This is a genomic window from Bradyrhizobium sp. SZCCHNS3052 (genome assembly GCF_032484495.1).
In the GTDB taxonomy this organism is placed as follows: Bacteria; Pseudomonadota; Alphaproteobacteria; order Rhizobiales; family Xanthobacteraceae; genus Bradyrhizobium.
Genome location: NZ_JAUETB010000005.1, coordinates 103,571 through 128,305, shown reverse-complemented (window position 1 = coordinate 128,305; position 24,735 = coordinate 103,571). Strand labels below are relative to the sequence as shown.

Annotated in this window: 23 protein-coding genes; 8 read left to right on the top strand and 15 right to left on the bottom strand. The window is 67.5% G+C overall.

What is annotated here, in order from left to right; all coding sequences use genetic code 11:
* Positions 1 to 37: 37 nt before the first annotated feature.
* From QX073_RS18570 to QX073_RS18550, 5 genes are all read right to left on the bottom strand, one after another.
* Complete coding sequence (locus QX073_RS18570; protein ID WP_315713407.1) at positions 38 to 1,063, bottom strand: NAD-dependent epimerase/dehydratase family protein; 1,026 nt, start codon at positions 1,061 to 1,063, stop codon at positions 38 to 40.
* The gene (locus QX073_RS18565) at positions 1,063 to 1,614 is read right to left on the bottom strand and encodes an Mpo1-like protein (protein ID WP_315825264.1); all 552 of its coding nucleotides are present in this window, start codon (positions 1,612 to 1,614) and stop codon (positions 1,063 to 1,065) included. The genes QX073_RS18570 and QX073_RS18565 overlap by 1 nt, the downstream gene beginning before the upstream one ends.
* Before the next feature lie 243 nt (positions 1,615 to 1,857).
* A complete protein-coding gene (locus QX073_RS18560; protein ID WP_315713405.1) occupies positions 1,858 to 2,529 on the bottom strand; it encodes an OmpA family protein in 672 nt (223 codons plus the stop codon).
* Positions 2,529 to 2,945: a hypothetical protein gene (locus QX073_RS18555; RefSeq protein ID WP_315713404.1), complete on the bottom strand. Its 417-nt coding sequence runs from the start codon at positions 2,943 to 2,945 to the stop codon at positions 2,529 to 2,531. Before QX073_RS18555 ends, QX073_RS18560 begins: the two co-directional genes overlap by 1 nt.
* Before the next feature lie 109 nt (positions 2,946 to 3,054).
* Positions 3,055 to 5,655 (bottom strand): ATP-dependent helicase, encoded by a 2,601-nt coding sequence (locus tag QX073_RS18550; RefSeq protein WP_316226145.1) that lies wholly within the window; start codon positions 5,653 to 5,655, stop codon positions 3,055 to 3,057.
* A gap of 291 nt (positions 5,656 to 5,946) precedes the next feature.
* Between QX073_RS18550 and QX073_RS18545 the strand changes: the two genes are divergently transcribed.
* Positions 5,947 to 6,120, top strand: coding sequence for a DUF1328 domain-containing protein (locus QX073_RS18545; protein ID WP_009030497.1), 174 nt, complete (start codon positions 5,947 to 5,949; stop codon positions 6,118 to 6,120).
* An 83-nt stretch (positions 6,121 to 6,203) separates the two neighbouring features.
* Here QX073_RS18545 and QX073_RS18540 read toward each other — a convergent pair whose 3' ends face one another.
* From QX073_RS18540 to QX073_RS18525, 4 genes are read right to left on the bottom strand one after another with little or no spacing between them, the layout of a single operon-like run.
* Positions 6,204 to 6,848 (bottom strand): hypothetical protein, encoded by a 645-nt coding sequence (locus QX073_RS18540; protein ID WP_315713402.1) that lies wholly within the window; start codon positions 6,846 to 6,848, stop codon positions 6,204 to 6,206.
* Positions 6,845 to 7,609 (bottom strand): OmpA family protein, encoded by a 765-nt coding sequence (locus QX073_RS18535; protein ID WP_316169801.1) that lies wholly within the window; start codon positions 7,607 to 7,609, stop codon positions 6,845 to 6,847. Before QX073_RS18535 ends, QX073_RS18540 begins: the two co-directional genes overlap by 4 nt.
* A 1-nt stretch (position 7,610) precedes the next feature.
* Positions 7,611 to 8,372, bottom strand: coding sequence for an MBL fold metallo-hydrolase (locus tag QX073_RS18530; protein WP_315713400.1), 762 nt, complete (start codon positions 8,370 to 8,372; stop codon positions 7,611 to 7,613).
* A gap of 60 nt (positions 8,373 to 8,432) precedes the next feature.
* Entirely contained in the window at positions 8,433 to 9,272 is an 840-nt protein-coding gene (locus QX073_RS18525; protein WP_315825259.1) for a roadblock/LC7 domain-containing protein, read from the bottom strand.
* A gap of 260 nt (positions 9,273 to 9,532) precedes the next feature.
* Between QX073_RS18525 and QX073_RS18520 the strand changes: the two genes are divergently transcribed.
* The gene (locus tag QX073_RS18520; RefSeq protein WP_316226215.1) at positions 9,533 to 11,032 is read left to right on the top strand and encodes an amidase; all 1,500 of its coding nucleotides are present in this window, start codon (positions 9,533 to 9,535) and stop codon (positions 11,030 to 11,032) included.
* Positions 11,033 to 11,314: 282 nt separating this feature from the next.
* Positions 11,315 to 12,532 carry an alpha/beta hydrolase gene (locus tag QX073_RS18515; RefSeq protein ID WP_316172375.1) on the top strand — a complete coding sequence of 406 codons (1,218 nt, stop codon included), beginning with the start codon at positions 11,315 to 11,317 and terminating at the stop codon, positions 12,530 to 12,532.
* A gap of 133 nt (positions 12,533 to 12,665) precedes the next feature.
* Here the strand turns inward: QX073_RS18515 and QX073_RS18510 are convergent, their stop codons facing one another.
* On the bottom strand, positions 12,666 to 13,505 hold the full coding sequence (locus QX073_RS18510) for a class I SAM-dependent methyltransferase (RefSeq protein WP_316169800.1): 840 nt from the start codon (positions 13,503 to 13,505) through the stop codon (positions 12,666 to 12,668).
* Positions 13,506 to 13,664: 159 nt separating this feature from the next.
* Between QX073_RS18510 and QX073_RS18505 the strand changes: the two genes are divergently transcribed.
* Positions 13,665 to 15,203, top strand: a complete 1,539-nt coding sequence (locus QX073_RS18505) for a helix-turn-helix domain-containing protein (protein WP_316165976.1) — start codon at positions 13,665 to 13,667, stop codon at positions 15,201 to 15,203.
* Positions 15,204 to 15,219: 16 nt separating this feature from the next.
* Here QX073_RS18505 and QX073_RS18500 read toward each other — a convergent pair whose 3' ends face one another.
* On the bottom strand, positions 15,220 to 15,726 hold the full coding sequence (locus tag QX073_RS18500; protein ID WP_315752458.1) for a thioesterase family protein: 507 nt from the start codon (positions 15,724 to 15,726) through the stop codon (positions 15,220 to 15,222).
* A 72-nt stretch (positions 15,727 to 15,798) separates the two neighbouring features.
* Between QX073_RS18500 and QX073_RS18495 the strand changes: the two genes are divergently transcribed.
* Positions 15,799 to 17,220: an FAD-binding oxidoreductase gene (locus QX073_RS18495; protein ID WP_316226144.1), complete on the top strand. Its 1,422-nt coding sequence runs from the start codon at positions 15,799 to 15,801 to the stop codon at positions 17,218 to 17,220.
* Between the two features lie 176 nt (positions 17,221 to 17,396).
* On the opposite strand, the gene QX073_RS18490 is transcribed toward QX073_RS18495, so the two are convergent.
* From QX073_RS18490 to QX073_RS18475, 4 genes are all read right to left on the bottom strand, one after another.
* Positions 17,397 to 17,669: a GCG_CRPN prefix-to-repeats domain-containing protein gene (locus tag QX073_RS18490; protein WP_315713392.1), complete on the bottom strand. Its 273-nt coding sequence runs from the start codon at positions 17,667 to 17,669 to the stop codon at positions 17,397 to 17,399.
* Between the two features lie 267 nt (positions 17,670 to 17,936).
* Positions 17,937 to 18,167 (bottom strand): hypothetical protein, encoded by a 231-nt coding sequence (locus tag QX073_RS18485; protein WP_315769129.1) that lies wholly within the window; start codon positions 18,165 to 18,167, stop codon positions 17,937 to 17,939.
* Between the two features lie 199 nt (positions 18,168 to 18,366).
* Entirely contained in the window at positions 18,367 to 20,070 is a 1,704-nt protein-coding gene (locus QX073_RS18480; RefSeq protein WP_316226143.1) for a SulP family inorganic anion transporter, read from the bottom strand.
* 42 nt (positions 20,071 to 20,112) lie between these two features.
* The gene (locus tag QX073_RS18475; protein ID WP_315713389.1) at positions 20,113 to 21,030 is read right to left on the bottom strand and encodes a LysR family transcriptional regulator; all 918 of its coding nucleotides are present in this window, start codon (positions 21,028 to 21,030) and stop codon (positions 20,113 to 20,115) included.
* 102 nt (positions 21,031 to 21,132) lie between these two features.
* On the opposite strand from QX073_RS18475, the gene QX073_RS18470 reads away from it, so the two are divergent.
* From QX073_RS18470 to QX073_RS18460, 3 genes are all read left to right on the top strand, one after another.
* The gene (locus tag QX073_RS18470) at positions 21,133 to 21,567 is read left to right on the top strand and encodes a DoxX family protein (RefSeq protein ID WP_315713388.1); all 435 of its coding nucleotides are present in this window, start codon (positions 21,133 to 21,135) and stop codon (positions 21,565 to 21,567) included.
* A 214-nt stretch (positions 21,568 to 21,781) separates the two neighbouring features.
* Positions 21,782 to 22,594 carry a class III extradiol ring-cleavage dioxygenase gene (locus QX073_RS18465; RefSeq protein WP_315713387.1) on the top strand — a complete coding sequence of 271 codons (813 nt, stop codon included), beginning with the start codon at positions 21,782 to 21,784 and terminating at the stop codon, positions 22,592 to 22,594.
* A gap of 798 nt (positions 22,595 to 23,392) precedes the next feature.
* Positions 23,393 to 24,694 carry an MFS transporter gene (locus QX073_RS18460; protein WP_316174240.1) on the top strand — a complete coding sequence of 434 codons (1,302 nt, stop codon included), beginning with the start codon at positions 23,393 to 23,395 and terminating at the stop codon, positions 24,692 to 24,694.
* Positions 24,695 to 24,735: the final 41 nt, after the last annotated feature.

Sequence of the window (24,735 nt, the reverse complement as noted above, 5' to 3'; positions counted from 1 at the left end):
TGGAACCGTTATGAGACCTGGGACCGGCTGCTCTTAGCTATTCGGCCGCGGTGCGAAAAGGGTGTTGTTTACCGTCGAGCCGCTTTCCCGGCTCGGAACCGAGCAGAAAGCCGATCGTCTCGCGCAAGGTCGGCTCGATCGGGCGCGGGACGTAGCCGAGCTCGCGTTTGGCCCTGTCGATCGACAGATCCGAGGCCGCGCGGGCGATCCGCACCCCCTCGGCGGTGCCGGACGGGCAGCGCTTGGTGAGGTGATCGGAGACGAGCTCGAGCATGCCCGCCGACAGCTCGGCCAGCCGGCCGGGCACGGCGACCGCGACATGTTTGCGGCCGCTGATCGCCGCCATGAGATCGAGGATCCGGCTGAGACGCAGGCTCTCGCCGCCGAACACGTAGCGGCCGCCGACCTTGCCGCGCTCCATCGCCAGGATCAGGCCGTCCGCGACGTCGCGGACGTCGACCAGGTTGACGACGAAGTCGAGATAGAGCTGGAGCCGGCTGTCCAGGAAGTGCCGCAGCATCTGCGAGGGCGGTGTCAGGTTGCTGTCGTGCGGCCCGATCGGCATTGTCGGCGTGCCCACCACGACGGGGAAGCCGTCCGCCGCGGCGGCCATGGCGCGGGCCTCCGCCAGCGCCTTGGAGCGCGTATAGGCGCCGGGCATCGCCTCGGCCGGCGGTGCGGTCGGTGCCGATGCGGCGCCGGTCGAGCCGGGATAGTCGAACAGGATGGATTCGGTCGAGCAGTGCAGGAACCGGCGCACCCGGCCGGCGCGCGCCGCCGCCAGCACCGTCTCCGTGCCCACGCAATTGACGCGGTAGAAGTCCTCGCGGTCCGGCATCCACATGCCGGGCAGTCCAGCCAGATGATAGACCTGATCGACGCCGGCGACCGCCTGCTTCACCAGGCCCGCATCGAGCACCGAGCCTTCGATGTACTCGACGTCAGCGATCATGTGGCTGGGGCAGCGAATATCGAGCACACGCACCTCCGCGCCCCGCGTCGCGAGCGCAGAGACGAGGTGATGGCCGATGAAACCGCTGCCGCCGGTGACGAGGACTTTCATTAGGGGCGCGAGTGCTGATCGCCTTGAAGCCGGTCCGATGCGAGCCGATCCGGCGACCAGTCCGGCGCGATGAGGTCGGACACCGAAGGCCGCAGACCCAACGCCATGTACAATTTCGCCATCACGAACATCGGACCGAGAAAGAGATGCGCCGGATGATCCAGCAGAGATGGATTGTTGCGCTCGAACACCTTGTGGCCCACGGCCTGCGAGACAAAGCCGAAGATGATGAGCGCGGCAAACAGCGCCCAGAAGGCGACGCCATGGACGTGATCGGCGATCATCATGGCCGCAGCAAGGAACAGCACGGCGAAGGCCAGGATGCCGGCCCCGAGTGCGGCATCGAGCAGCAGCCAGTAGAGCAGGACGGGCAGCGCCAGCACGGCGCCGAGGCCGATCCGGATGCCGAACGCGTCGAAATGCCACAAGCTCAGGGGCAGCACGGCGCCCAGGAACAACAGGATGATCCCGAACACATGCATCAGGCCGTTGCGCGGATCGCGATGGTATTCGACGTAGTCGACCATCTGGCGTCGGAACATGGCGTTCATGGCTGGCTCGCTCGTCAATGAGATCGACCGTCGCTCAATCGACGGCCGCAAAGAGGGGGCTATACCATCAAGCGGCTGCATCGACAAACCCGGCAATCACGGCCCAGCAGCATTGCCGCGCGACCCGACTTGAAAACAGGTTCCATTGGCGCCTGTCGGGAATAGCGTATCGGCAACCTGCTGAGACAACAGTCGCACCTGCAGCGCGCTGGGTTCATGGCCTCAGCGCAGGTCTCAATTGCATCAACTGCGATGCTTGCGCGGGGCCTGCTTGTGGGGCGCTGCCGGGGCAGGGGCCGAAGGCGGCGGCGCGGCCTCTTCGACGGTCTTTGCGATCGGGATGATCTGGATCTGCTGATTGACGGCGGCGGTCGGCTTGGACGGGTCGAGCAACTGCTCCTCGCCAAGTCCGATCGATTGCAGCCGCTTGACCGAGATCTTGAAGGTGTTCGCCAGGATGTCGCGGATCGCGTCGGCGCGGCGCTGGCTCAGGATGACGTTGGCCTCGCGCTTGCCGTTGGCCTCGACATGGCCGACGATCAGGAAGGTGTAGGGCAGCAGATCGGAATACACCATCGCATCGGCGATCCGCCCGACGGTCTGGTACGATTCCGGGCGCACGATCGGCGTGTCCACGTCGAACTGGATGTCGACGTTGAAGGCCGGCAGATTCATCAGCTCCGGCGCGATCGGCGGACGCTTCTGCGGCGGTGGCTCGTTGCGCCCGCGCGACCTGGAACGCTCCTGCGTCTGCTGCTTCAGCGCCGGCAGATCCAGCGTGGGTGCGGTTTCGAAGCGGCCGAGCTGGCGCACGATGTCCTCGCGACCCGGCTCCTGCGACCAGGCGGGCGCGCTCGCGGCCATCAGCGAAGCCACGATCGGCCCTGACAGCAATGATCTCGCGGTCCGCCGCATCAGCGATACCCCGCTTCGCCCATCGCCTGCTGACACCGCGCGCTCACGCCGTTGGCCGTCATCAGGCACGGGATCGATTTGCTCGTCTCCTTCGTGGAGCCGCCACACAGCTTGACGATCTCGCGCTGGCAGGCGTTGGCGACCGTGACCCGTGCCGCGATGCGCTTCTGGATCGCCTCGAACGCCTTGAAATAGGTCGCCTTGCACTGCGCGGAGACGACGTCCTGGTTGCGCGAGAGGCATTCCTTGAGGCGGTTGGAATCGAGATTGACGCCGCGGCAATTGGCGGTGATGTCGGCGCCGCAGCTCGACGCGATCAGCCCCGCGGAATCGCCAAAGCTCATCGTCTGCGCCGCCGCCAGCGAGGGCACACACAGCGCGACCGCAACACTCAACAGAATATATCCCCGGACCATGATTGCATCTCATACGATGCACGCTGCCACGGTCAAGGCCTAACCAAGGCGAAGTGTGAAGTTCGATCGCGGCGAGCGGCTACGCGGCAAGCGCAGCGTGGCGGTCAGGTCACGCCCGCTGCACGAAGCTGTCGACGACGTGCTTTTCGCCGGCCTTGTCGAAGGCGATGGTCAGCTTGTTGCCGTCGATCTTGACGACGCGGCCATAGCCGAACTTCTGATGGAAGACGCGGTCGTCGAGGGCGAATTCCGACGTCGTGCCGGTGGATTTCGCCACCAGCTCGCCCTCGATGATCATCGGTCCGCGCTTGCCACGGCCGAAATGACCGCCGAAGCCGCTGCCGAACGGATCACGGCCCGAGAACGGCGACGGCTCTTCCTTGAAGCCGCCCTCCGACGAACCGCGCGCCGCGCCCGGCCGACGTGCCTGAGCGCGCTGCCAACCCGGCGTGGAATAGCTCGATCCGAACGACTCGACATTGTCGAAGCGCGACGGGCCGTAGCCCCCGGCGCCGCCCCAGCCCGAGCCGCCCTTCGACTCGGTGATCTCGACGCTCGGCGCGGGCAGCTCGTCGAGAAAGCGCGACGGGATCGTGGTGGTCCAGGTGCCGTGGATGCGGCGGTTGGTGGCGAAATAGATTTTTGCCCGCCGCCGCGCGCGGGTCAGGCCGACATGGGCGAGGCGGCGCTCCTCTTCCAGCCCGGCGCGGCCCTGCTCGTCGAGCGTGCGCTGGCTCGGGAATAGCCCTTCCTCCCAGCCCGGCAGGAACACGTTGTCGAACTCCAGCCCCTTGGCCGAATGCAAGGTCATCAGCGACACCGCTTCCTCGTCGGCCGCGCCCTCGCGGTCCATCACCAGCGAGATGTGCTCGAGGAAGCCGTGCAGGTTCTCGAACTCCTCCATCGAGCGGACGAGCTCCTTGAGGTTGTCCAGTCGCCCGGCCGCATCGGCCGAGCGGTCCTTCTGCCACATCTCGGTGTAGCCGCTCTCGTCGAGCACGATCTCGGCGAGCTCGGTGTGTGGCGTCACCTCGCGCTGGGCGCGCCAGCGCTCGAACTGCAGGATCAGCCCGCGCAGCGAGCCGCGCGCCTTCGGCTTCAGCTCGTCGGTCTCGACCACCGCGCGCGCCGCCTCGAACAGCGGGATGCGGCGCTTGCGGGCGTGGTCGTGCAGCATCTGCACCGTGGCATCACCGAGCCCGCGCTTGGGCACGTTGACGATGCGCTCGAAGGCGAGGTCGTCGGCCGGCGAGTTGATGACGCGCAAATAGGCCAGCGCGTCGCGGATCTCGGCGCGCTCGTAGAAGCGCGGGCCGCCGATCACGCGATAGGGCAGGCCGAGCGTGACGAAGCGGTCTTCGAACTCGCGCATCTGGTAGGACGCGCGCACCAGGATCGCGATGTCGTTGAGATGCTCGCCCTTGCGCTGCAGCTCCTCGATCTCCTCGCCGATGCCGCGCGCTTCCTCCTCGGAATCCCAGGCGCCGGTGACGGTGACCTTCTCGCCCTCGACGTCCTCGGTATGCAAGGTCTTGCCGAGCCGGCCTTCATTGTGGGTGATGAGGTGCGAGGCGGCGGCGAGGATGTGACCCGTGGAGCGGTAGTTGCGCTCGAGGCGAATGACCTTGGCGCCGGGGAAGTCGTGCTCGAAGCGCAGGATGTTGTCGACCTCGGCGCCGCGCCAGCCATAGATCGACTGATCGTCGTCGCCGACGCAGCAGATGTTCTTGAGCGGCGGCGTGGCGCCCTGCGCGGCGTCGTCATTCCGGGGCGCACCGCCAGGTGCGAACCCGGAATCTCGCAGTTGGTTATCCTCAGCGCGGGATTCCGGGTTCGGCTCTTCGAGCCGCCCCGGAATGACGGAGGATGGGGCGACGGCACGCGACGAACTCGGCGCCTGCGACAGCAGCCGTAGCCACAGATATTGCGCGACGTTGGTGTCCTGATACTCGTCGACCAGGATGAACTTGAAGCGGCTCTGATATTGCCGCAGCACGTCAGGGTTCTCGCGGAACAGCCGGATGCTCTCCAGCAGCAGGTCGCCGAAATCGGCGGCGTTGAGGATCTTCAGCCGTTCCTGGTAGCTCGCATAGAGCTTGCCGCCCTTGCCGTTGGCGAACACGGCGGCCTCGCCCGAAGGCACCTGGGACGGCGCCAGGCCGCGGTTCTTCCAGCCGTCGATCAGGCCGGCCAGCATGCGCGCCGGCCAGCGCTTGTCGTCGATGTTCTCGGCTTGCAGCAACTGCTTGAGCAGGCGGATCTGGTCATCGACGTCGAGCACGGTGAAATTGGACTTGAGCTGCACCAGCTCGGCATGGCTGCGCAGGATGCGGCCGGAGATCGAGTGGAAGGTGCCGAGCCAGGGCATGCCCTCGACCGCCTGTCCGAGCATCTCGGCAAGCCGCGTCTTCATCTCGCGTGCGGCCTTGTTGGTGAAGGTCACCGACAGGATCTCGCTCGGCCGGGCGCGGCCTTGGCTCAGGATATGCGCGATGCGCGTGGTCAGCACACGGGTCTTGCCGGTGCCTGCGCCGGCGAGCACGAGCACCGGGCCATCGAGCGTTTCGACCGCCTCGCGCTGCTCCGGATTGAGGCCGGCCAGATAGCGCGCGCCACCGGTCGCGGCGGCGCGGGCGCGCGCGGCGATGCCGCCGGCAACGGGCTGGTGGTCAGGCGCAGGAAAGGGGCTCACGCGGTTGGGCTCGGTCATCAGCGAATCAGTCTCGTCCCTCGGATGGCATCATATGACGGCATCACGAGGTCTGCAGGAAGGAGCCCTCATAGCAGGGATTGACGGCTATATGGGGCCGGGTCCGGCGTTTTACAGCCCTAAATCGGGCCAGACGGACGCCGCTCCAGCCTCGCTGGGCATTTGTTCCGGCAAATCGCGAAATTTTAGCGGCCCGCGTGGCCGGAACCTTTGTTCCGAGCCATGATTATTTCGGCAACGGCGCAAGCTCCGCGTCGCTTTGAACCGCAATCGAGAGACAGAGGTCGTGTCATGTTAGGCTGGGTTGTCACCTTCCTGGTTATCGCATTGATCGCCGGCATTCTCGGCTTCGGCGGCGTCGCCGGTGCCTCCATCGAGATCGCCAAGATCATCTTCTTCATCGCCATCGTGCTGTTTCTGGTTTCGGCCGTCGTGGGCCTCGCCCGTGGCCGCAGCCGCGTGTAGTCGGCCTCATCCCTGACAATGAGGTCGGCGAAGGGCGCAGTGCCTCGCAAGAGGTGCGGCGCCCTTTGCGTTTTGAGGAGGTGTCAGGCCGGGGCCGTCAGCGCGACCTGCACCTTGGCGAGGGCGGGATCGAGCGCCACGGAGGCGAGGCGCGTATCGTTGGAGAGCGCGGTCAGAGTGAGCGTCTGGTCCTGCACGCGGAAGATCCGGCACAGCGTCGTCGCCTCCGAGGCGTCGCGCAGCATCACCGACAACGGCGCGATGTGGGTCTCGTCGGCGATCTTCTCCGCCACGAGCGCAAGCCGCGTCGCCGCCGCCGCAAGCTGCTCGGTGCGGTGTGCGGTCGTATTGGCCGCGAGCGGCAAGCCTTCCTCGTTGGTGAGCAGCACGGTCTGGAAGCGGCCGACTTCGGCGATGCGGTCGAGCAGCGGCACCAGCTCGCGGCGCCGGCCCGGCCGGCTCGCGAGCTGCGCCAGATCCAGCGAGATGCGCTCACGCTCGACCAGCGGCGCCAGCACATCTTCGATCGCGCTGCGCAGGCTGGTCTCCCGCTCGATGGCGTCGTGGCTGCTCTGCTCCTGCAACTGGTCGAGGCTGGCCGCCTGCATCTGCACCTGCCGGCGCAACAGCTCGCGGGACAGCGCGCCCTGGCGGGCGCCGAACAGATAGCCCGAGGTCAACAGCAGAATGGCGGCGCCGAGGCCGCTCACGATGGCATAGATCGTCATGGTCGCTTCGTCGCTGTGAGTTGACTGCAATCATCGACGCCCGCAATGCGCAGCACGGCCTTGCGGTCGCCCGCGACCGCCTGGGCATCGCCGCGCGCCTCGCCGGCGCCGGCCGCGCGCACCGACATCCGCTGCGCGGGGAGGCCCTCGCGCTTCAACTGGGCCGCGATCTCCTTGGCGCGCGAATAGCTGAGCAGCACGTTCAGATCCTCGGTGCCGCTGGCATCGGTATGCCCCTCGATGATGATGGTCGCCTCACCATGGCGCGCGAGCGCGCGTTGCAGGATCGCCAGCGACCGCTTCATGTCGGCAGGGTTCGGTCGTGCGCTGCCGCGCTCGAAGCCGACCGCCAGCGGCGCGAAGCACTCGGCGGAGGGCTTCGCGGGGCTCTGGGGCTCCGGGGGCGCTGCCGGGGCGACCGGCGGTGTCGGTGGCGCGACCACGACGGGAGCGATCGCGGGCGGCATCGGCGGCGCCGCGACCGGTGCCGGGTCGACGATCCGCGCCTCCCGTCGCTTGGGTGCCGCGTCGGCAACGGGGGCGTCGCGCTGCGGCACGGCCGTCACCGGCATTGCGGCCGTCGCGACCGGCGGCGTGGCGGTGCCTTGCTGCCAGAGCGCTGCCGACATGACGGCGATCAGGGTGCCGGCGACGGCGAAGGCCGCGGCGAGCCAGACCGGCGCCTCTTCGCCGGCCACGGTGCACGCATCGATGCGCATGGCGGGAGAAGGCAGAGCGGAGTTCGGGGAGGGCGCCAGCATGTCAGCCCACGGGCACCTTGAATTTCGGCGTGATCAGGTCGATGCCGCATTCGAGCCCCGCGCACCACGCGATGAACTGGCGCGACATCGTAGCATCCGGAAACAGCGCGCCGTGCTGCGGGGCGATGATCTCGATGTCGAGCGTGCTGACCATCTGCGCCCACGCCTTCATGACGCGGTTGGAGACCATGTAGCGCCGGTGAAAGCCCTCCATGAAGCGTGTATGCGCCTTGAAGTCGCGCACGACGGTGTAGTCGACGCCGATCGAGGCGCCGAGGTCGCCGCTGTAGAGGATCTTCGAGATCGGATCGTAGAGCTGGAAATTGCCCTCACTGTGCAGGAAGTGCGCCGGCAGCGCGTACAGCCTGCTGCCCGCGAGATCGAACACCATGCCCTCGTCGGGGATCGGCTTCAGCCGGTGGGCAACGATGTGGTCGAAGCCGAAATGCGGCACGAAGCGGGTCCACAGCTCGGAGATGTAGGCGTCGGCGTCGGTCGTCATCAGCCAGCCGTTGATCGCCGCGACGATGTCGGGATCCTGGTGCGACAGGAACAGATATTTCAGCCGCCCGCCCGAGAGCTCGCTGAAGGTCTCGCTGAGCACCCTGGAATAGACCTTGTGGCCGCCCGGATCGAGCAGCATGCCGACGCGGTCGTGGATGATCAGATGCTGGTTCGCCTGCACCGCGTGGTCGCCGGCGCCGAAATCCTCCAGCAGAATGTTCTTGTGAACGCCGTCGTCGTAGAGGACGGTATTGGCCATGAAACTACTCCCGCCGGCGCCGCGCCATCGCAGCGCGCCGGCTCATTGGACGACGGTGCGCTACAGTACCTTCTGCAGCGATCTGACGGCTTCGCGCATGTCGAAGAAGGTCAGCCCGAGCTTGCTGTTCTCGTTGGTGAGCGCGAGCAGCAGCGCGCCGCGGCCGGCGCTGACCAGCACGGCATAGCCGGACTCGCCGCGGATGATGACCTCCTGCAGATGGCTGCGGCCGAGCTCCATGGCGGCGCGGCCGCCGAGCGACAGCAAGGTCGCGGTCATGCCGGCAACCCGCGTCTCCTCCATGTCGGCCGCGAGCACACTCGCGATCATCAGCCCGTCCTCCGAGATCAGCGCGCAGGCCTCGACCCCGAACGAGTCGCTCTGCAGCTTGCGCAGCACCCGGTTGATTTCATCGAGTCGTGACATCGGCTTCTCCTCGACGGCGCGCGGGGCAAACTTGGAATGAAACTGGGTTTGAGCCATGGCGGGGTCCTGGTCATCATCTTGAGCTGTTGAAACGGAAGCGGTCGGAATGTCGATTTGTGCAGTAACGAAGGAGGGATACAGCGGGTCATCCGGGACCAGCGTCGTCGTCTGTTCCGGACTGCCGTCCGGCGCCGTCAGCGCGCGTGTCTCGATCGTATCAACCGCATCGTCGAGCGCGCGCTGCTCGGCCTTGATGCGTGATCGCGAGACCGGCGGATCCATCGCCTGCAACTGGGTCACCAGCGCCTGGCGGGCCGACTGGTAGACTTCGGCGCGGCGTTCGGGGGTGGAATCCGGCAGGCTCTCCATCGCGCGCGACAGCAGGATGAAGTAGTCGGCGGTGGTCACGGGCAGGGCTGCCGCATCCTCATGCGGACCGTGCGCTCGGCTCAGCAGGCTTGCGAGGCGTCCCATCGCTCTCTCGTCACTCTACGCAACTAACGATGCATAAGGTTAGGTCGGTGCAAGGGACAGGACGAATGATCTGAATCAAATTGACTAAAATCAGGACCAGACTGCGTAATCTCGCCCTCAAGTCGACCGCAGCAGATCATCGTGTGGCCACGATTGCCGCCAATGCGCCGTATTGCCGCCGCGTTCGGCGCAACTGCGCCTCGGTCGCAGCCAGAATCAGCTACGATCACGGCGACGAATGGCGGCGCGGGGAGGGCAATGTGAACGTCCGGGACTATGTGCAGCGCGATGCGACGGCGCTTGCCGCCGCGGTGAAGGGCGGCGAGACCCATGCGGCGGAGCTGCTGCAGCTCGCGCTGGCGCAGAACGAGCGGGCCCAGCCGAGGACCAACGCGGTCTGCAGGCTGATGGAGCGCGAGGCCCGCGCGCAGCTCGCCAAGCCCGCCAACGGCCCGCTCACCGGCGTACCGTTCCTGATCAAGGACTGCGCCCAGGACTATGCGGGCCTGCCGACGGCCTATGGCAGCAAGGCGCTATCCGGATTCGTCGCCGGCGAGCATGCCTCGGTCGTCAGGCGGTATCTCGAGGCCGGCCTCGTGATCTTCGGCAAGACCAACCTGCCGGAGCTCGCGCTGAAGGGCGTCAGCGACTCCCGCGCCTTCGGCCGCGTCAGCAACCCCTGGAATCCCGCACATACGCCCGGCGGCTCCAGCGGCGGCGCTGCGGCGGCGGTCGCTTCGGGCGTCGTGCCGATGGCCGCCGGCAATGACGGCGGCGGCTCGATCCGCATTCCCGCCGCCTGCTGCGGCCTGTTCGGCCTGAAGCCATCGCGCGGGCTGATCTCGTCAGGGCCCGGCTTCGGCGAGTACTGGTTCGGCGCATCCAGCGAGGGCGTGGTGTCGCGCAGCGTCCGCGACACCGCGCTCGCGCTCGACGTCATCGCGGGCGGCGAGCCCGGTGATCCCTTTCTCACCGCCGAGCCGGGCGTGGTCTACGCCAACGCGGTAGCCCGCGATCCCGGCCGCCTGCGCATCGGCTACACGGTGGCGTCGCCGATCGGGACCGAGGTGCATGCCGAGGCGAAGCTTGCGGTCGACAACGCCGTGAAGCTGCTGCAGGGCCTTGGTCACGAGGTCGAGGAGGCCTCGCCCGACATCGATGGCGCCGCGCTCGCGACAGCGTTCCTGCACATCTATTTCGGCCAGGTCGCGGCGCTGGTCGCCGACGCGCGCGGCAAGGGCGCAAGGCGCGAGGAGTTCGAGCTGCTGACGCGGGTGCTGTCGACGCTCGGCGGCGCGATCTCGGCCGGCGCGCTGACGACGCAGCTGCTGAAATGGAACGAGTTCGCGCGGGCGCTGGCGCGCTTCCATGCCCGCTACGACCTGCTGCTGACGCCGACGCTCGCGCATCCGCCAATCCGGCACGGCGAGGGCGATCCGAGCACCGCCGAGCAGACCCTGCTCGACATGCTCGACCGCATCGGCCTGCTCGGGCTGATGACGCGCTGGGGCCTGCTCGACGGCATGATCGACAAGATCGCCCGCGACAGCCTGCAATATGTCCCGTTCACGCAGCTCGCCAATCTCACGGGCACGCCGGCGATGAGCGTGCCGCTGCACTGGACCGCCGACGGCCTGCCGCTCGGCGTGCAGTTCGTGGGCCGGCTCGGCGACGAGACGAGGCTGCTGCAGCTCGCCCGCCAGCTCGAGGAGGCGCAGCCCTGGTTCGCGCGCCTGCCGGACTGGGTGATGCAGAGCTGACCACACCCGGCGGGCCGGTTCGAGCAGCGCGGTCGTGCGTCGCACGACGCCGTGCACGTCCATCGCGATTGCGTGCGCGCTGTTTGTGGTGTTCTATCTTAGGTGGAGCGCGGTCGCCTAAGCCGCGCCGGCTCGGCGACGTTCTTCGGACGGCCACGTTCTTCGGACCCGGCACATCGCACGTCGCTGCCGTCGTGCGGAAACTACTCCGCGTCGCTTCCGACGGTCCGCTGGTCCGGTGCCGTGCCATGCACGTTGGTGATACTTTCAGAGGGCGGGATCATGAACGTCACAGTCTATTTCGCGACCAACAGGCAACCGATCACGGCTGAAGGCACGAATCAGATTACCGGGTTCAGCTCCGAGCTCGGTCCCGTCAACGGCTTGAACATCAGGTATGGCCGGGCCGAGATCGCGGTCGATCTGCAGGCATCGAGCTATGCCCTGGTGCCTGGATCGCTTCATGTCGAGGACGAGCAACTGATCTTTCCGCAAGGCTCCCGTGCGGTCCTCGGCAGCAATACGATCTTCGGCGCCCTGCGTGCCGACATGCTGGCGAAGGCGCGGCCGACGCTGGCGTTCATTCACGGCTTCAGCAACAGCTTCGTCGACTCGATCGAACGCGCCGGGTGGATCTCGGCGTTCTACGGGATCGACGCCAACATGTTCGTGTTCAGTTGGCCGTCGGTCGCCTCGCTGGTCGGCGTGCCGCTGCCCTTTGTGGACTACCAGCACGATCGCAAGACGGCGGCGGCATCCGGCCCGGCCGTGGCACGCACGCTGCGGCGGCTCTATGATTTCGTCGACGGGCTGCCCGAGAGTGAACGCTGCAACCAGAGCATTCATCTCATCTGTCACAGCATGGGCGTCTATGTCCTGCGCAACGCGTTGCAGGCCTTGATGCAGATGCCCGACCCGGTCGCCGGCGCGGCCATGGCCGGAGGCGTTCCGGCGATGGTGCGGATGGGCGGGACGCAGCCGTCCCTGACCGGATTGCGCAGGACCTTCGACAAGGTCGTGCTCGCGGCGGCCGACGAGGACGCGGACGCGTTCGACGACCCGGCGAAGCTGAAATATCTGCCGCGCACCGCGAGCAGCGTCACGGTCTATCACTCGACCAAGGATTGGGTGCTCAATACGCTGAGCGCGGGCACGAAATTCAACGGTCCGCGGCTCGGCAACGACGGTCCCGACAACATGGGCAGCATCAGCGACAAGGTCACCGCGATCGATTGCTCGGATGTGACGACGTTCGAGCAGGACCCGCAGCAGCACCAGTATTACCGGATCTTCCCGGTGGTCCGCGACGACATCGTCCAGGTGCTGCAGGGCGTGCCGCAGAACCAGGTCAGCAACCGCGATCCGGTGGGGTCGGGACGCTACCGCATTCGGCCGCAGGCCCGCTTGGCGGTCAGGGCCACCAGTCCCAAGCCGCGCGCCGCGAAGGCGCGCGTCGCCAAGTCCGGTGCTGCGAAGAAGAGGGCGGCCGGCGGGAGCTGAGCGCGGGACGCAGGCGCGCCCGCATGGGCCGGCTCGGCGACGAGACGAGGCTGCTGCGGCTCGCCCGCCAGCTCGAGCAGGCGCAGCCCTGGTTCGCGCGCCTGCCGGACTGGGTGATGCAGAGCTGACGATCTCAGCGTTTGATGATGACCACTTCGAGATACTCCGACGGCACCACCATCGTGCCGTCCTCGGCGCGATTGAGCGTCCCGATCAGGGCCAGCATGTCGCGCTTGAGATCGGCCTGGCGGTCGCCATCAAGCGCAGCGAAGGCCTTGAGCACCGGGCCATAGTAGGTCTTGAACACGTCGACGAAATGCTCAGGCGAGCGGTAGCGCATCGCGAAATGACGCCGATGGCAGCGAATGTCGGTGGCATCGGCGAACATCTCTCGGATGCGTGCCTCGGTGCCCCACAGCGCCGGCGATCTGGCGCCGGCGGGCGGTGGCAGATATTTGCCGAGCGTCTTGAACAACTGGCCGATGAAGCCGTCGGGGGTCCAATTGGCCAGGCCGATCTTGCCGCCGCTGCGGCACACCCGGGTGAGCTCGGCGGCGGCGCGCTCCTGCCGGGGCGTGAACATCACGCCGAATGTCGAGACCACCACGTCGAATGTGCCATCGCCGAACGGAAGCGCCTCGGCATCGGCCTCCTGGAACTGCACGGACAGGCCGTCGGCGGCGGCACGCTGGCGCCCGCGGTCGAGCAGGGCAGGCACGTAGTCGGTCGAGACGACGTTGCACCAGCGCCGCGCCGCAGCCAATGTGACGTTGCCGTTGCCGGCGGCCACGTCGAGCACCTTCTGGCCGGCGCGGATGTCAAGCGCCTCGCAGAGTTCCTCGCCGACGATCTGCAGCGTGTTGCCGACGATGGCGTAGTCGCCGGACGACCACGCGCTGTGCTGGCGTGCCTTGAGCGCGGTGAAATCCGGCTCTGCGGTCGCGCCGGCCTGAATTGCAGCTGATGCGGTCATGATGGTCTCCTCCGGAGAATGCAGCGCTGTTGCGCGCGCTGGTGTGTGGAGACGTACGCGGCAGGCTTCGGGCGGCGCTATCCAGATCGCGACACGGCCATCCGGATCGTGAACTTTTCGAGCGCCGCCGATGACCCATAGGCAATTGGACGTCGTCGCATGATGGACGGAGATCAGGTTCCCCTGGCGGCGCGGCAGCCTTTGCCACGCAGCGTACGCCGCGCGCTCGAAGCGATGCATGACGACCTCGGGCGGCGCTGGACGCTGGCCGATCTGGCGAAGATTGCCGGCGTTTCCGGACGGACCTTGCAGCGCCAGTTCGTCAGGTCGATCGGCCGGTCGCCGCAAATGGTCCGGCAGGAGATCGGCTACGCGCGCGCCCGTGTCGAGTTTCTGCAGGGGCGCGCCGGCGGGAAGGTGATGGACGTCGCGCTGCGCTGCGGCTTCCCGCATTACGGCCGCTTCGCCGCCGGCTATCGTCGCTGCCACGGCGAGACGCCGTCGGAAACCCTGAAGCGGCAGGCGGTCTTGATGGCGCAGCTCGCCGCGTCGCGCACCACCATTGCGCCGGTGCGCGATCGGCCGACCATTGCCTTCGCCATGATCGCCACCGATCCGAGCGTGCGCGAGCTGGCGGACGACCTCGCGGCCGAGCTCACGCTGGCGCTGACCCGCGCGGGATTTGCCGTGACGACCCAGCCGCGCGCGGCGCGCTACCGCATGAACGCGTCGCTCCAGGGTCGGGATGGCGCGTCACGGCTGCTGCTGCAGCTGATCGACCAGGACAGCGGCGGGCTGATATGGGCGCATCGCGGCGAGGTCATGCTGCGGTGGGAGGCCGACAGTCACGAACGGTTGGCCGCCCGCGTGGCGGCATCGCTGCTGCAAAGCCTGCGCCGCGCCGAGATCGATCGGGCGCTGCGCAAACCGGATGAGGATCTGACCGCGCAGGATCTCGCGCTGCGCGCCATGCCCGGCGTGCTGTCGCTCGACGCCGACGGCAACCGCAGTGCGCTCGAGCTGCTGCATCAGGCCATCGCCCGCGATCCCCGTCATGCCCTGGCCACGGCGCTCGCGGCCTGGGCCTACGGCCAGCGCGCGGTCTATCATTTCGGCACCGCGCCCGGGCAGGACCGGCAGCTTGGTCGCGCCCTGGCGCAGCGCGTGCCGACCGAGCTTGCGGATGCGACCGTGCTGTGCGTGCTCGGCAACGCGCTCACCTTGCTGGATGAGCTCGCCGAGGCCGAGCAGGTGGTGGGCCGGGCGCTCGCGCTGGATGGCGGTGCCGCCTGGGCCTGGAGCCGCAGCGGCTGGCTCGATGTCTATCGCGGCGATGCCGCGTCGGCGATCGAGCGCTTTCGGATTGCGCTGGATCTCGCGCCGCAGGACCCGCTCGCCTTCAACGCCATCATTGGAATCGGCTGCGCGCATTTCGCCGCCGGGACCTACGCGGAGGCGGCGCGCTGGCAGCAGCGCGGCCTGCGCGAGCACCCGTCGTCGCTCTGGGTGCACCGGACCATGTGCCCGTCCCACGTGCTGGCGGGCGAGCGATCCGCGGCCCTGCGCAGTCTGCAGGCGCTGCGTGCCGGCTATCCGGACCTGACCCTGGCCGAGGTCCAGCGCGGCATGCCGCCGCTACCGGACGCCTATTCGGCCCGGGTATTCGAGGGATTGTCCGACGCCGGCCTGCCGGCGTAGCGGCGGCCGGTCACCGTCACCTCTTCGGCATGCCGATGGCGCGGCCGAGCCCGTCGGGCTGCGGCAGCGCGGCATGCGCCTGCAGCACGCGGGCGATGTTGGCCTGGATGTCCGGCGGAAACGGCGCGACCTTGCGCTTGGTCATGTCGATATGCACCGACATGCCCTCCGAACTCGCCGAGATCCAGCCCTCGTCGGCGTGGCGGAGCTCCTCGAACGTGTGCAGCCGCTTCTCGTCGGCACCGATCAGCCAGACCGCGACCTGCACCGGATCACCCAGATGGATCTCGCGCAAATAGCGCACGTGGCACTCCGTGATGAAGGTCGAGCCCTGCCGTTCCTTCATGTAGGCCGGTCCGATGCCGAGCTCGGCCCATAGCTGGTCGATCGCGCGGTCGAACATCACGTTGTAATAGGCCATGTTGAGATGGCCGTTGTAGTCGATCCATTGCGGCTCGATCTGCATGATGGACGACAGGAACGGCCCCGCGCCGGCTTGTATGGGCACTGCATTATCGCTCATCGGCTCTTCCGTTTGCTCCCTTGACCCCTGTTGCGTCCTTTGCCACGGTCCGCCCAACTTTCGGAGGACATAGTGGCGACGACGATCCCCCATCACGATTTGAAGCGGCCCGCGCCGGAGGCGCTCAAGAGCGCGCTCGACGCACTCGCGGCTCGCTTCGGCAACCGGCTCATCACCTCGCAGGCCGTGCGCGAGCAACATGGCCATACCACGACCTGGCTGCCGACGCAGCCGCCGGATGGCGTGGTGCTGGCGCAGGAGACCGCCGACATCCAGGACGTCGTCCGCATCTGTGCACCAAAGGGCGTGCCGATCATTCCGTTCGGCACCGGCACCTCGCTGGAGGGCCAGGTCAATGCGCCGGCCGGCGGCATCTGCATCGACATGCGCGACATGAACAAGGTGCTGGAGGTGCATGCCGAGGACCTCGACTGCGTGATCCAGCCCGGCATCACCCGCAAGACCTTGAACGAATATCTGCGCGACCAGGGCCTGTTCTTTCCGATCGATCCCGGCGCCGACGCGTCCCTCGGCGGCATGGCGTCGACGCGGGCCTCCGGCACCAATGCGGTGCGCTACGGCACCATCCGCGAGAACGTGCTGGCGCTGAAGGTCGTGCGCGGCGACGGCGAGATCATCAAGACCGGCACCCGCGCCAAGAAGTCCGCGGCCGGCTACGATTTGACGCACCTGTTCATCGGCGCCGAGGGCACGCTCGGCATCATCTGCGAGATGACGATCCGGCTGCGCGGCATTCCCGAGACCATCGCCGCGGCGTCGTGCTCGTTCGAGACCGTGCGCGGCGCCTGCCAGGCGACGATCCTTGCGATCCAGACCGGCATTCCGGTGGCGCGCATCGAGCTGCTCAATGCGGCGCAGGTCAGGGCCTGCAACGCCTATTCCAAGCTGACGCTGCCGGAGACGCCGCTGCTGCTCTTGGAGTTTCACGGCAGCGAGGCCGAGGTCGCCGAGCAGTCGAAGAACTTTTCCGAGATCGCCAGGGAGTGCGGCGGCGGCGACTTCGCCTGGACCACCAAGCCGGAGGACCGCACCAAGCTGTGGCAGGCGCGTCACGATGCCTATTGGTCCGTGAAGGCGATCCGGCCCGGTGTTGGCGTGGTCGCGACCGATGTCTGCGTGCCGATCTCCAGGCTCGCGGACTGCGTCACCGAGACCGAGGAGGACCTCGCGCGTCTCAGGCTGACCTCGCCGATCGTCGGCCATGTCGGCGACGGCAATTTCCACTGCTCCTTGATGTGCGACGTCGACGACGCCGACGAGATGGCGCGCGGCGACGAGTTCATGCATCGCCTCGTCGAGCGCGCGCAGGCCATGGGCGGCACCTGCACCGGCGAGCACGGCATCGGCCAGGGCAAGCAGAAATATCTCGAGTCCGAGCTCGGCCCGGAAGCGCTCGATGCGATGCGCGCGGTGAAGCAGGCGCTCGATCCGCAGAACATCTTCAATCCCGGCAAGATCATCCCGGCGCGCTGATCGGCAATCCAAGCCGAGCTGGGTTTCGGATTTGGGTTCGGCGTGCAGGCCCGCTGCTCACATAGGGCCGCTACTCACATCTCCCAGCTCGCGGGAGATGTCGGAATGCATCACGATTCACCAAATAGAAAACGCCGCCGCGTTCGACACGCGGCGGCGCTTTGTTTCCGTGCAGATCAACGGCAGACGCGGCGCGGTCCCCACGGCGTCGGCCGCACCCAGCAGGTGCGCGGGCCGTAGACGCCGTAGCCGTAGGGGCGATAGACGCGCGGGGCGGGCCGGCAGCGGCCCCAGCGGTCGGGGAACCAACCGGGACCACAGCCGCCGGCGACGCGCTCGACATTGCTGTCCGGAGCAGCCGGCTGGGCTGGCAGCGTGAAGGCCTGCGCGGCCGACGCGCCCAACATGACGGTCGCGGCGAGCAGGGCGGAGGTGAACAGATTGCGCATTGCAGTGCGGTCCTCTCGTTGGTTTCGAAGCAGTGCAGTCCTTAGACGTCGTCGGGCAAATTTTGGTTTCGCAATATTTTCGAGGTCTCGAAACCTCTTCCCAGTACCATAGAGCTCTCGACGACGCCGGTCGCCCGATGCAGCTCTGCCGATCATGTGGCGCATCGCTGCAGTGTCGACGCCATCGTGCGGTCTTCTAGCAGACATTCGCTGCAAGGAACATGAACGATCAGCGACGCGTTCCGCTGGCTTTCGTCGCAGGCGGCATCATTTTCCGCCTTGCTGCGCCTTTGCGTCCTTCAACGCCGTCCTGCAGCCGTCGGAGAGCTTGTCGAACTTCTCGATCATGCATTGCTTGATGCGGCCGCCGCCCGGGATGATTCCAGTACAGAGCGTACGCACATCGTCGCCGCAGGCCTGGCGCATGGCGCTCCTGTCCTGAGCCTGGGCGGCGGTGCTGGAGATGACTATCAACAGCAGCGGAAGCAGCTTGTGCATGATCGATGATTCCTCTCTCGCCGCGGCCGACGCGCCGGGCCTCGTGAGGCGGTTGTCTCGCCGATGAATTTAGCGGGCATATGTCGACCGTCGCCGCAACGTGTAACGGTTCGTATCACGAGGTCACTGCGCAGAGCGCAAGCGTCCGCCTGCCGCCGGGGTCGTCGTCGACCACGGCGGCGCTCGTGCCGCCATTCCCTCAAGCGTGCACATCCGAGGCACTGCTGCGCAGCTTCTGCAGCGCGTGATCGACGCTGTGGAACACGCGCTCCCGGGGCAGCACATCGTACAGGCCGAACCGTTCGAAGGCCGCCTGGGCCCGCAGCGACTCCAGCCGCGCCACCGCGAACACGATACCGGCCTCGTTGCAGATATGGATCACGTCGCGCAGGGTCTGCGCGGCGGTGAAATCGATCTCGACGATGGCGCTGGCCTCGAACACCACCAGCCGCGGCTTGCGGCTGCGCAGCAGGCGCTGCATGTCGGCGCGGAACGTCGCCGCATTGAGGAAGCTGAGCGGGGCCTGGAAGCCGACCACGGCGATGTCGGACAGTTCCTCGCCCTTGATCTGCGGATGCGCCGGCCACCAGATCGTCGTGTCCGGCACGCGCTGGAAGGCGATGAGGTGGGCGCGCGTCGTGCTCCAGATGCCGTGCAGCAGCGACAGCGCGATGCCGAGCGCGACGCCCTGCTCGATCGGCAGTGCGACGATGGCCACCGCGGTGGCCAGGATGAGCAGGAACTCGCCCTTCGACGCACGATAGACGCTCGTGATCTGCGCGACGCGGATGATGCGCAGCGCGACGAACAGCAGCACGCCGCCGAGCCCCGCCTCCGGGACGTTTGCAAGCAGCCGGGCTCCGAACAGCACGAGCAGCAGCACGATCCCAGCGGCGAGCAGGCCCGCGACCTGCGACCGGCCGCCGGTCTCGACCACGATGCCGGTGCGCGGTGGACTCGCATTGACCGGAAACGCGCCGAACAATCCGGCCAGCAGGCTGCCGGCACCGGCGCCGAGGAAGTCGCGGTCGACGTCGGCCGCGCGGTCGGGATCGGAAGGGAACGAGCGCGTCGTCGCCGACGTCTGCACCATCACCACGACCGCGATCAGGAAGGCGAGCGGAACCAGCTTCGCCCATTGTTCCGGCCCGATCAGCGGCACGGACGGCATCGGCACCGTGCCGGCGATCTCGCCGATGACGGGCACGCCGCGTCCCCGCAGCCCGGCCGAGAGCACGAACAAGGTCGAGGCCGTAAGCGCGATCAGCGCGCCGGGAATGCGGGCGCTGATCCGCTCGCAGACCGTGATGGTCGCGAGCACGCCGAAGCCGATGAGCATCGTGTACCCGTTGGCCTTGCCGAGTTCGCCAGCGAGGGTGGCGATCCGCGCCAGCGTTGGCCCGCTCGGTGACGGCAGGCCGAGCACGCCCGGCAATTGCGAGACGATGATGTGAACGGCGATGCCGGCCAGGAAGCCCACGGTGACCGGCACCGACAGCAGGTTGGCGATGCCGCCGAGCCTGAAGCCGCCGGCCAGCACCAGCATGACTCCGACCAGCAGCGCCAGCGCCGCAGCGAGGCTGCCGTATTCAAGCGTGCCGCTGGCCGCGAGCAGCGCCAGGCCGCCGGCGAAGATCGGCGTGATCGTGGAATCGGCGCCGCAGGACAGGAAGCGGTTGGCGCCGAACAGCGCGAACCCCAGCGATCCCGCCATGAAGGCGAAGAAGCCGGTCTCGGGCGTGAAGCCGCCGAGCTTGGCGGTCGCCATCTGCTCGGGGATCGCGATCGCCGCCAGCGTCAATCCGGCGGCGAGATCGGCGGGCAGGGCGCTGATCCGCCAGCCTCGCAGCGAGCGGAGCATCGGCCAATGATGGTTGCCGTCGTGGCGTGGTTGCTCGATCATGTCGATGTCTCCAAGCGCATCACGGTCGATGTGTTCGTCCGCTCACGCAAGATCGCGATCCCAGGGCGGCTCCGGCGCGAACGCCGCGGCGAGGTGGTCTATGAAGGCGCGCACCTTGGCCGATGGCGTGCGGTCCGGCAGATAGACGGCGTGCACCGCCAGCAGGTCCGACGGCGGCGCGTCGAGCGTCAGCGGCACCAGCCGGCCCGCGCGGATGTCGTCGCCGACGATGAAGGTCGGCTGGTAGATCACGCCCTGTCCGGCCAACGCCGCCGCGAGCAGCGCATCGCCATTGTTGGCGCGCAGATTGCCGCTCACGGTGACATCGACCGCGGCTTTGCCGCCCATGCGCCAGCGCGACGGGCCGGCCGCCGCCAGCGTATAGCCGAGGCAGTTGTGACCGGCGAGATCGGCCGTGGTGCGCGGTGTCCCATGCACGGCGAGATAGGACGGCGCGGCGCACACCATCATCCGGCACGGCGCCAGCCGCCGCGCCACCAGGCTGGAGTCCTTGAGCGTGCCGATGCGGATCGCGAGATCCCAGCCTTCCTCGATCAGGTCGACCAGCCGGTCGTTGAGGCCGAGCTCGACGCTGACGCCGGGATAGAGCGCGGCGAAGCCGGCGAGCAGCGGCGCGATCTGGCGCGTGCCGAAGGCGAGCGGGACATTGAGGCGCAACAGCCCGCGCGGCTCGACGCGGTCGGCCGCGATCGCGCTCTCGGCCGCCTCGAAGTCGCCGAGCACGCGCTCGGCAAGGTCGAGATAGCGGCGTCCGGCCTCGGTGATGGTCAGCCGGCGCGTGGTGCGGTGAAACAGCTTGGTGCCGAGTCGCGTCTCCAGCGCCGCGAGGTGTTTTGTCACCATGGTCGGCGACATGCCGAGCAGGCGGGCCGCGCCCGACAGGCTTCCGCAGCCGGCCACCTTCGAGAGCACCTCCAGTCCGGTCAGCCGGTCCAACACTGGATCATCTCACTCTTGGAGTGTGAACTGATTTTCCATTGTAGCGGATTATCGTCTGAGGGGAAATGATCCATATGGCGGGAAGTCCCCACGGAGGTCCCGATGATCGATTCCCGTACTGCGCCTTATGCCGCGCTCCTGCTCCGCCTCACTCTTGGCGGGCTGTTCCTGGCCCATGCCAGCCTCAAGCTGTTCGTCTTCAGCCCGGCCGGCACCGCAAAGTTCTTCGGCAGCATCGGCCTGCCGCCCGAGCTGGCCTATCTCGTGATCGCCGCCGAGATCCTGGCCGGCATTGCCCTGATCCTCGGCATCGCCACCCGCTGGGTCGCGCTCGCCGCCGTGCCGATCCTGCTCGGCGCCATCTTCACCGTGCATGGCTCTGCCGGGTTCTTCTTCAACAATCCGAAGGGCGGCTGGGAGTATCCGGCGTTCTGGGCCGTCACCCTGGTGATCCAGGCCCTGCTCGGCGACGGCGCCTATGCGCTGGGCAGCCTTCGCAGCGGCCTTGCCGGCGGGCAGTTGCGCAGCGCGCATTGATCGTCATGGTTGGTTGACTGCCGCGACAATCTCAGTGTCGTCCCCGCGAACGCGGGGACCCATAACCACAAGCGGACTTGGGTCGAGCACGCTGGTCGACGCGCAGCCTGCCTCAAACGTCGATCCCGCGGTATGGGTCCCTGCTTTCGCAGGGACGACGGCTGTGGGTTGGGTTGACAGGTGGACATCCCTATATCGCCCGAGGAGAGATGACATGACCCTGCCCAGCATCTTCCTGTCGCACGGCTCGCCGATGCTGCCGCTCACGGATTCGGCCGCCCGTGACTTCCTCGTCGGCCTCGGCGGCAGCCTGCCGCGGCCGAAGGCGATCCTGGTGATCTCGGCGCATTGGGAGACCGACATCCCCGCCGTCAATGCGGTGGCCACCAACGAGACCATCTACGACTTCTACGGCTTTCCCCGCGAGCTCTATCAGTTGCGCTATCCCGCGCCGGGGGCGCCCGATCTCGCGCAGGCCGTCGCGGCGCGGTTGCAGGCGGCCGGCCTGCCGGTCGGCATCGACCGCGAGCGCGGCCTCGATCACGGCGCCTGGGTGCCGCTGCTCCTGATGTACCCGCAGGCCGACATTCCGGTGCTGCAGCTCTCGGTCCAGACCGAGCAGGGCCCTGCGCATCATCTCGCGCTCGGCCGTGCGCTGGCGCCGCTGCGCGAGGAGGGCGTGCTGATCATCGGCAGCGGCAGCTTCACCCACAATCTCGGCGAGTTCCGCAAGCGCCGGCTCGACATCGACGATCCCGCGCCCTCCTGGGTGGTCGACTTCGCCGACTGGGTGCACCAGGCCGCGATCGAGGGCCGCGTCGACGATCTCGTCGACTACCGCCGTCTCGCCCCGCATGCGCGCGACAACCATCCGACCGACGAGCACTTCCTGCCGCTGTTCGCCGCGCTCGGCGCCGCCGGCGAGGGCGCCCGCGTGGAGCGCCTGCACAACAGCGCCAATTACGGCGTGCTGCGCATGGACGTGTATGCGTTCCACGGCGCAGACGAGGCGAAGGCTGCGGCGTGAGCCGTTGACTTGTTAGTTCGATCTGCATCTGCCCGTCGGGCCCATTTTGCCCGACGGGTTACTTTGTCGCAGACGATTTCGCTTGCGTCGTCGGGCAAATCACCGCGATCCTTCCGCGCATCCCGCCTCACTTGCGGAGGGGCGTTGCGCGCGATCGTCACGACACGCGAGGCGGGGAGCGGTGGCCGCGAGAACTCGCAGCATGTCCTTTCGATGTGCGGACGAACGAAGCTCTTGCGGACGTGAAGTTGCAGGGTTCTGATACCTCGACGCTGGTATCACCGCGCAACGCGTGAAACGCGTTGTCGCGCATGGCGGCCAACAAGCCGAGCGCCAGGAAGCCTGCATATAAGCGTGAAGACCATCGCGCAGGGAGGGCCGGGCGATCTCGGCTGAACCTGTGGTACCTGCCGCCTGCATTTTTTTGAGCAGGCGGGCCACGGGCGCGGCCAGCGCCCGGCCTTCCCTGCGCCCTCCTGATTGATGAGGGTGAACGGACGTTGCACAGCCCGGGCATGTCATGCCGCGGAATTGCAGACGCGCGTCTGTTCGATCGATGGATTCAAGCTGTCGCCACAATCGTCATTGCGAGCGCAGCGAAGCAATCCAGAATCTCTCCGCGGCACGAGTCTGGATTGCTTCGCTGCGCTCGCAATGACGAAGGAGAGGAGCTGCCTCCAATCTGTGCGCCGCACACATGACCTCGGAGGTAACTGACACGGGATGGCGCGGCGTAGAAAATCCTTGACCCCTCCGCATGCAGATGATGCGAAGGATGCACCAGGGAGTGAAACAACCATGCGCCTGCCGTTCTATTATGGCTGGGTCATCGTCGCCGTGACCTTCGTGACGATGGCGATCGGGGTCAATGCGCGCACCGCGTTCTCGCTGTTCTATCCGCCTGTTCTCGCCGAATTCGGCTGGGACCGCGGCGTCACCGCCGGCGCGTTCTCGTTCGGCTTCGTTGCCTCCGGAATCGTCAGTCCGCTGATCGGACGGCTGATGGATCGCACCGGCCCGCGGGCCGTAATGGAGCTCGGCGTCGCGCTGATGGCTTGCGGACTGTTGCTGGCGCCGCTGACCTCGCAGCCCTGGCATCTCTACCTCACCATTGGCGTGATGGTCGGCGCCGGCAGCGTCTGTCTTGGCTATTCCGGCCAGTCCCTGTTCCTGCCGAACTGGTTCATTCGCCGCCGCGGGCTGGCGATCGGCATCGCCTTCGCCGGCGTCGGCGTCGGCTCGATGACGCTGTTGCCGTGGGTGCAGCACATGATCGCGCAGACCAACTGGCGCACGGCCTGCACCGCGATGGGCATCGTCGTGCTGGTCGTGCTGGCGCCGATCAATCTCTTGCTGCGCAAGAAGCCGGAGGAGATCGGCCTGCGCCCCGACGGCGACGCCGCGCCGCTCGCCCACGCGGCCAAGCCGGTGTCCAACGTCGTCGACGCCGCCTGGGCCGGCACCGACTGGACGTTGTCGCGCGCGCTGCGCACGGGCCGGTTCTGGTGGCTCGCGCTGGGCTATTTCTTCGGGCTCTATGTCTGGTACGCGGTGCAGGTGCACCAGACGAAATACCTGCTCGAGATCGGCTTCAGCTCGAGCGTCGCGGTGTGGGCGCTCGGGGCCGTCAGCCTGCTCGGGATTCCCGGCCAGATCGCGCTCGGCCATCTGTCGGACCGCCTGGGGCGCGAGGCGGTGTGGGGATTGGGCTGTCTCGGCTTCGCGATCTGCTTCGCCGCGCTGATCGCGCTCAAGGCCGCGCCGTCGCTGGTGCTGATCTACGTCATGGTGGCGACGCAGGGCGCGCTGGGCTACGGCCTGACCTCGGTGATGGGCGCGGTCGCGCTGGAAATATTCCAGGGGGCGCATTTCGGCAGCATCTTCGGAACGCTGATGTTGATCGGGCTGTGCGGCGGCGCAGCGGGGCCGTGGGTGACCGGCGTGCTGTATGACTACACCCTGAGCTACACGCCGGGCTTCGTGATCGCCTTCCTCGGCGCCTTCGTCTCGGCGGCGGCGATCTGGATCGCGGCCCCCCGCCGGGTCCGCCTCGTCGCCGGCCAGTTGCACAGGTTAAAGACGGCGGGGGCGGCGGCATGATGTGTGATCGGGGCCGACTTGCCATCGCGCCGCGGCCGTGA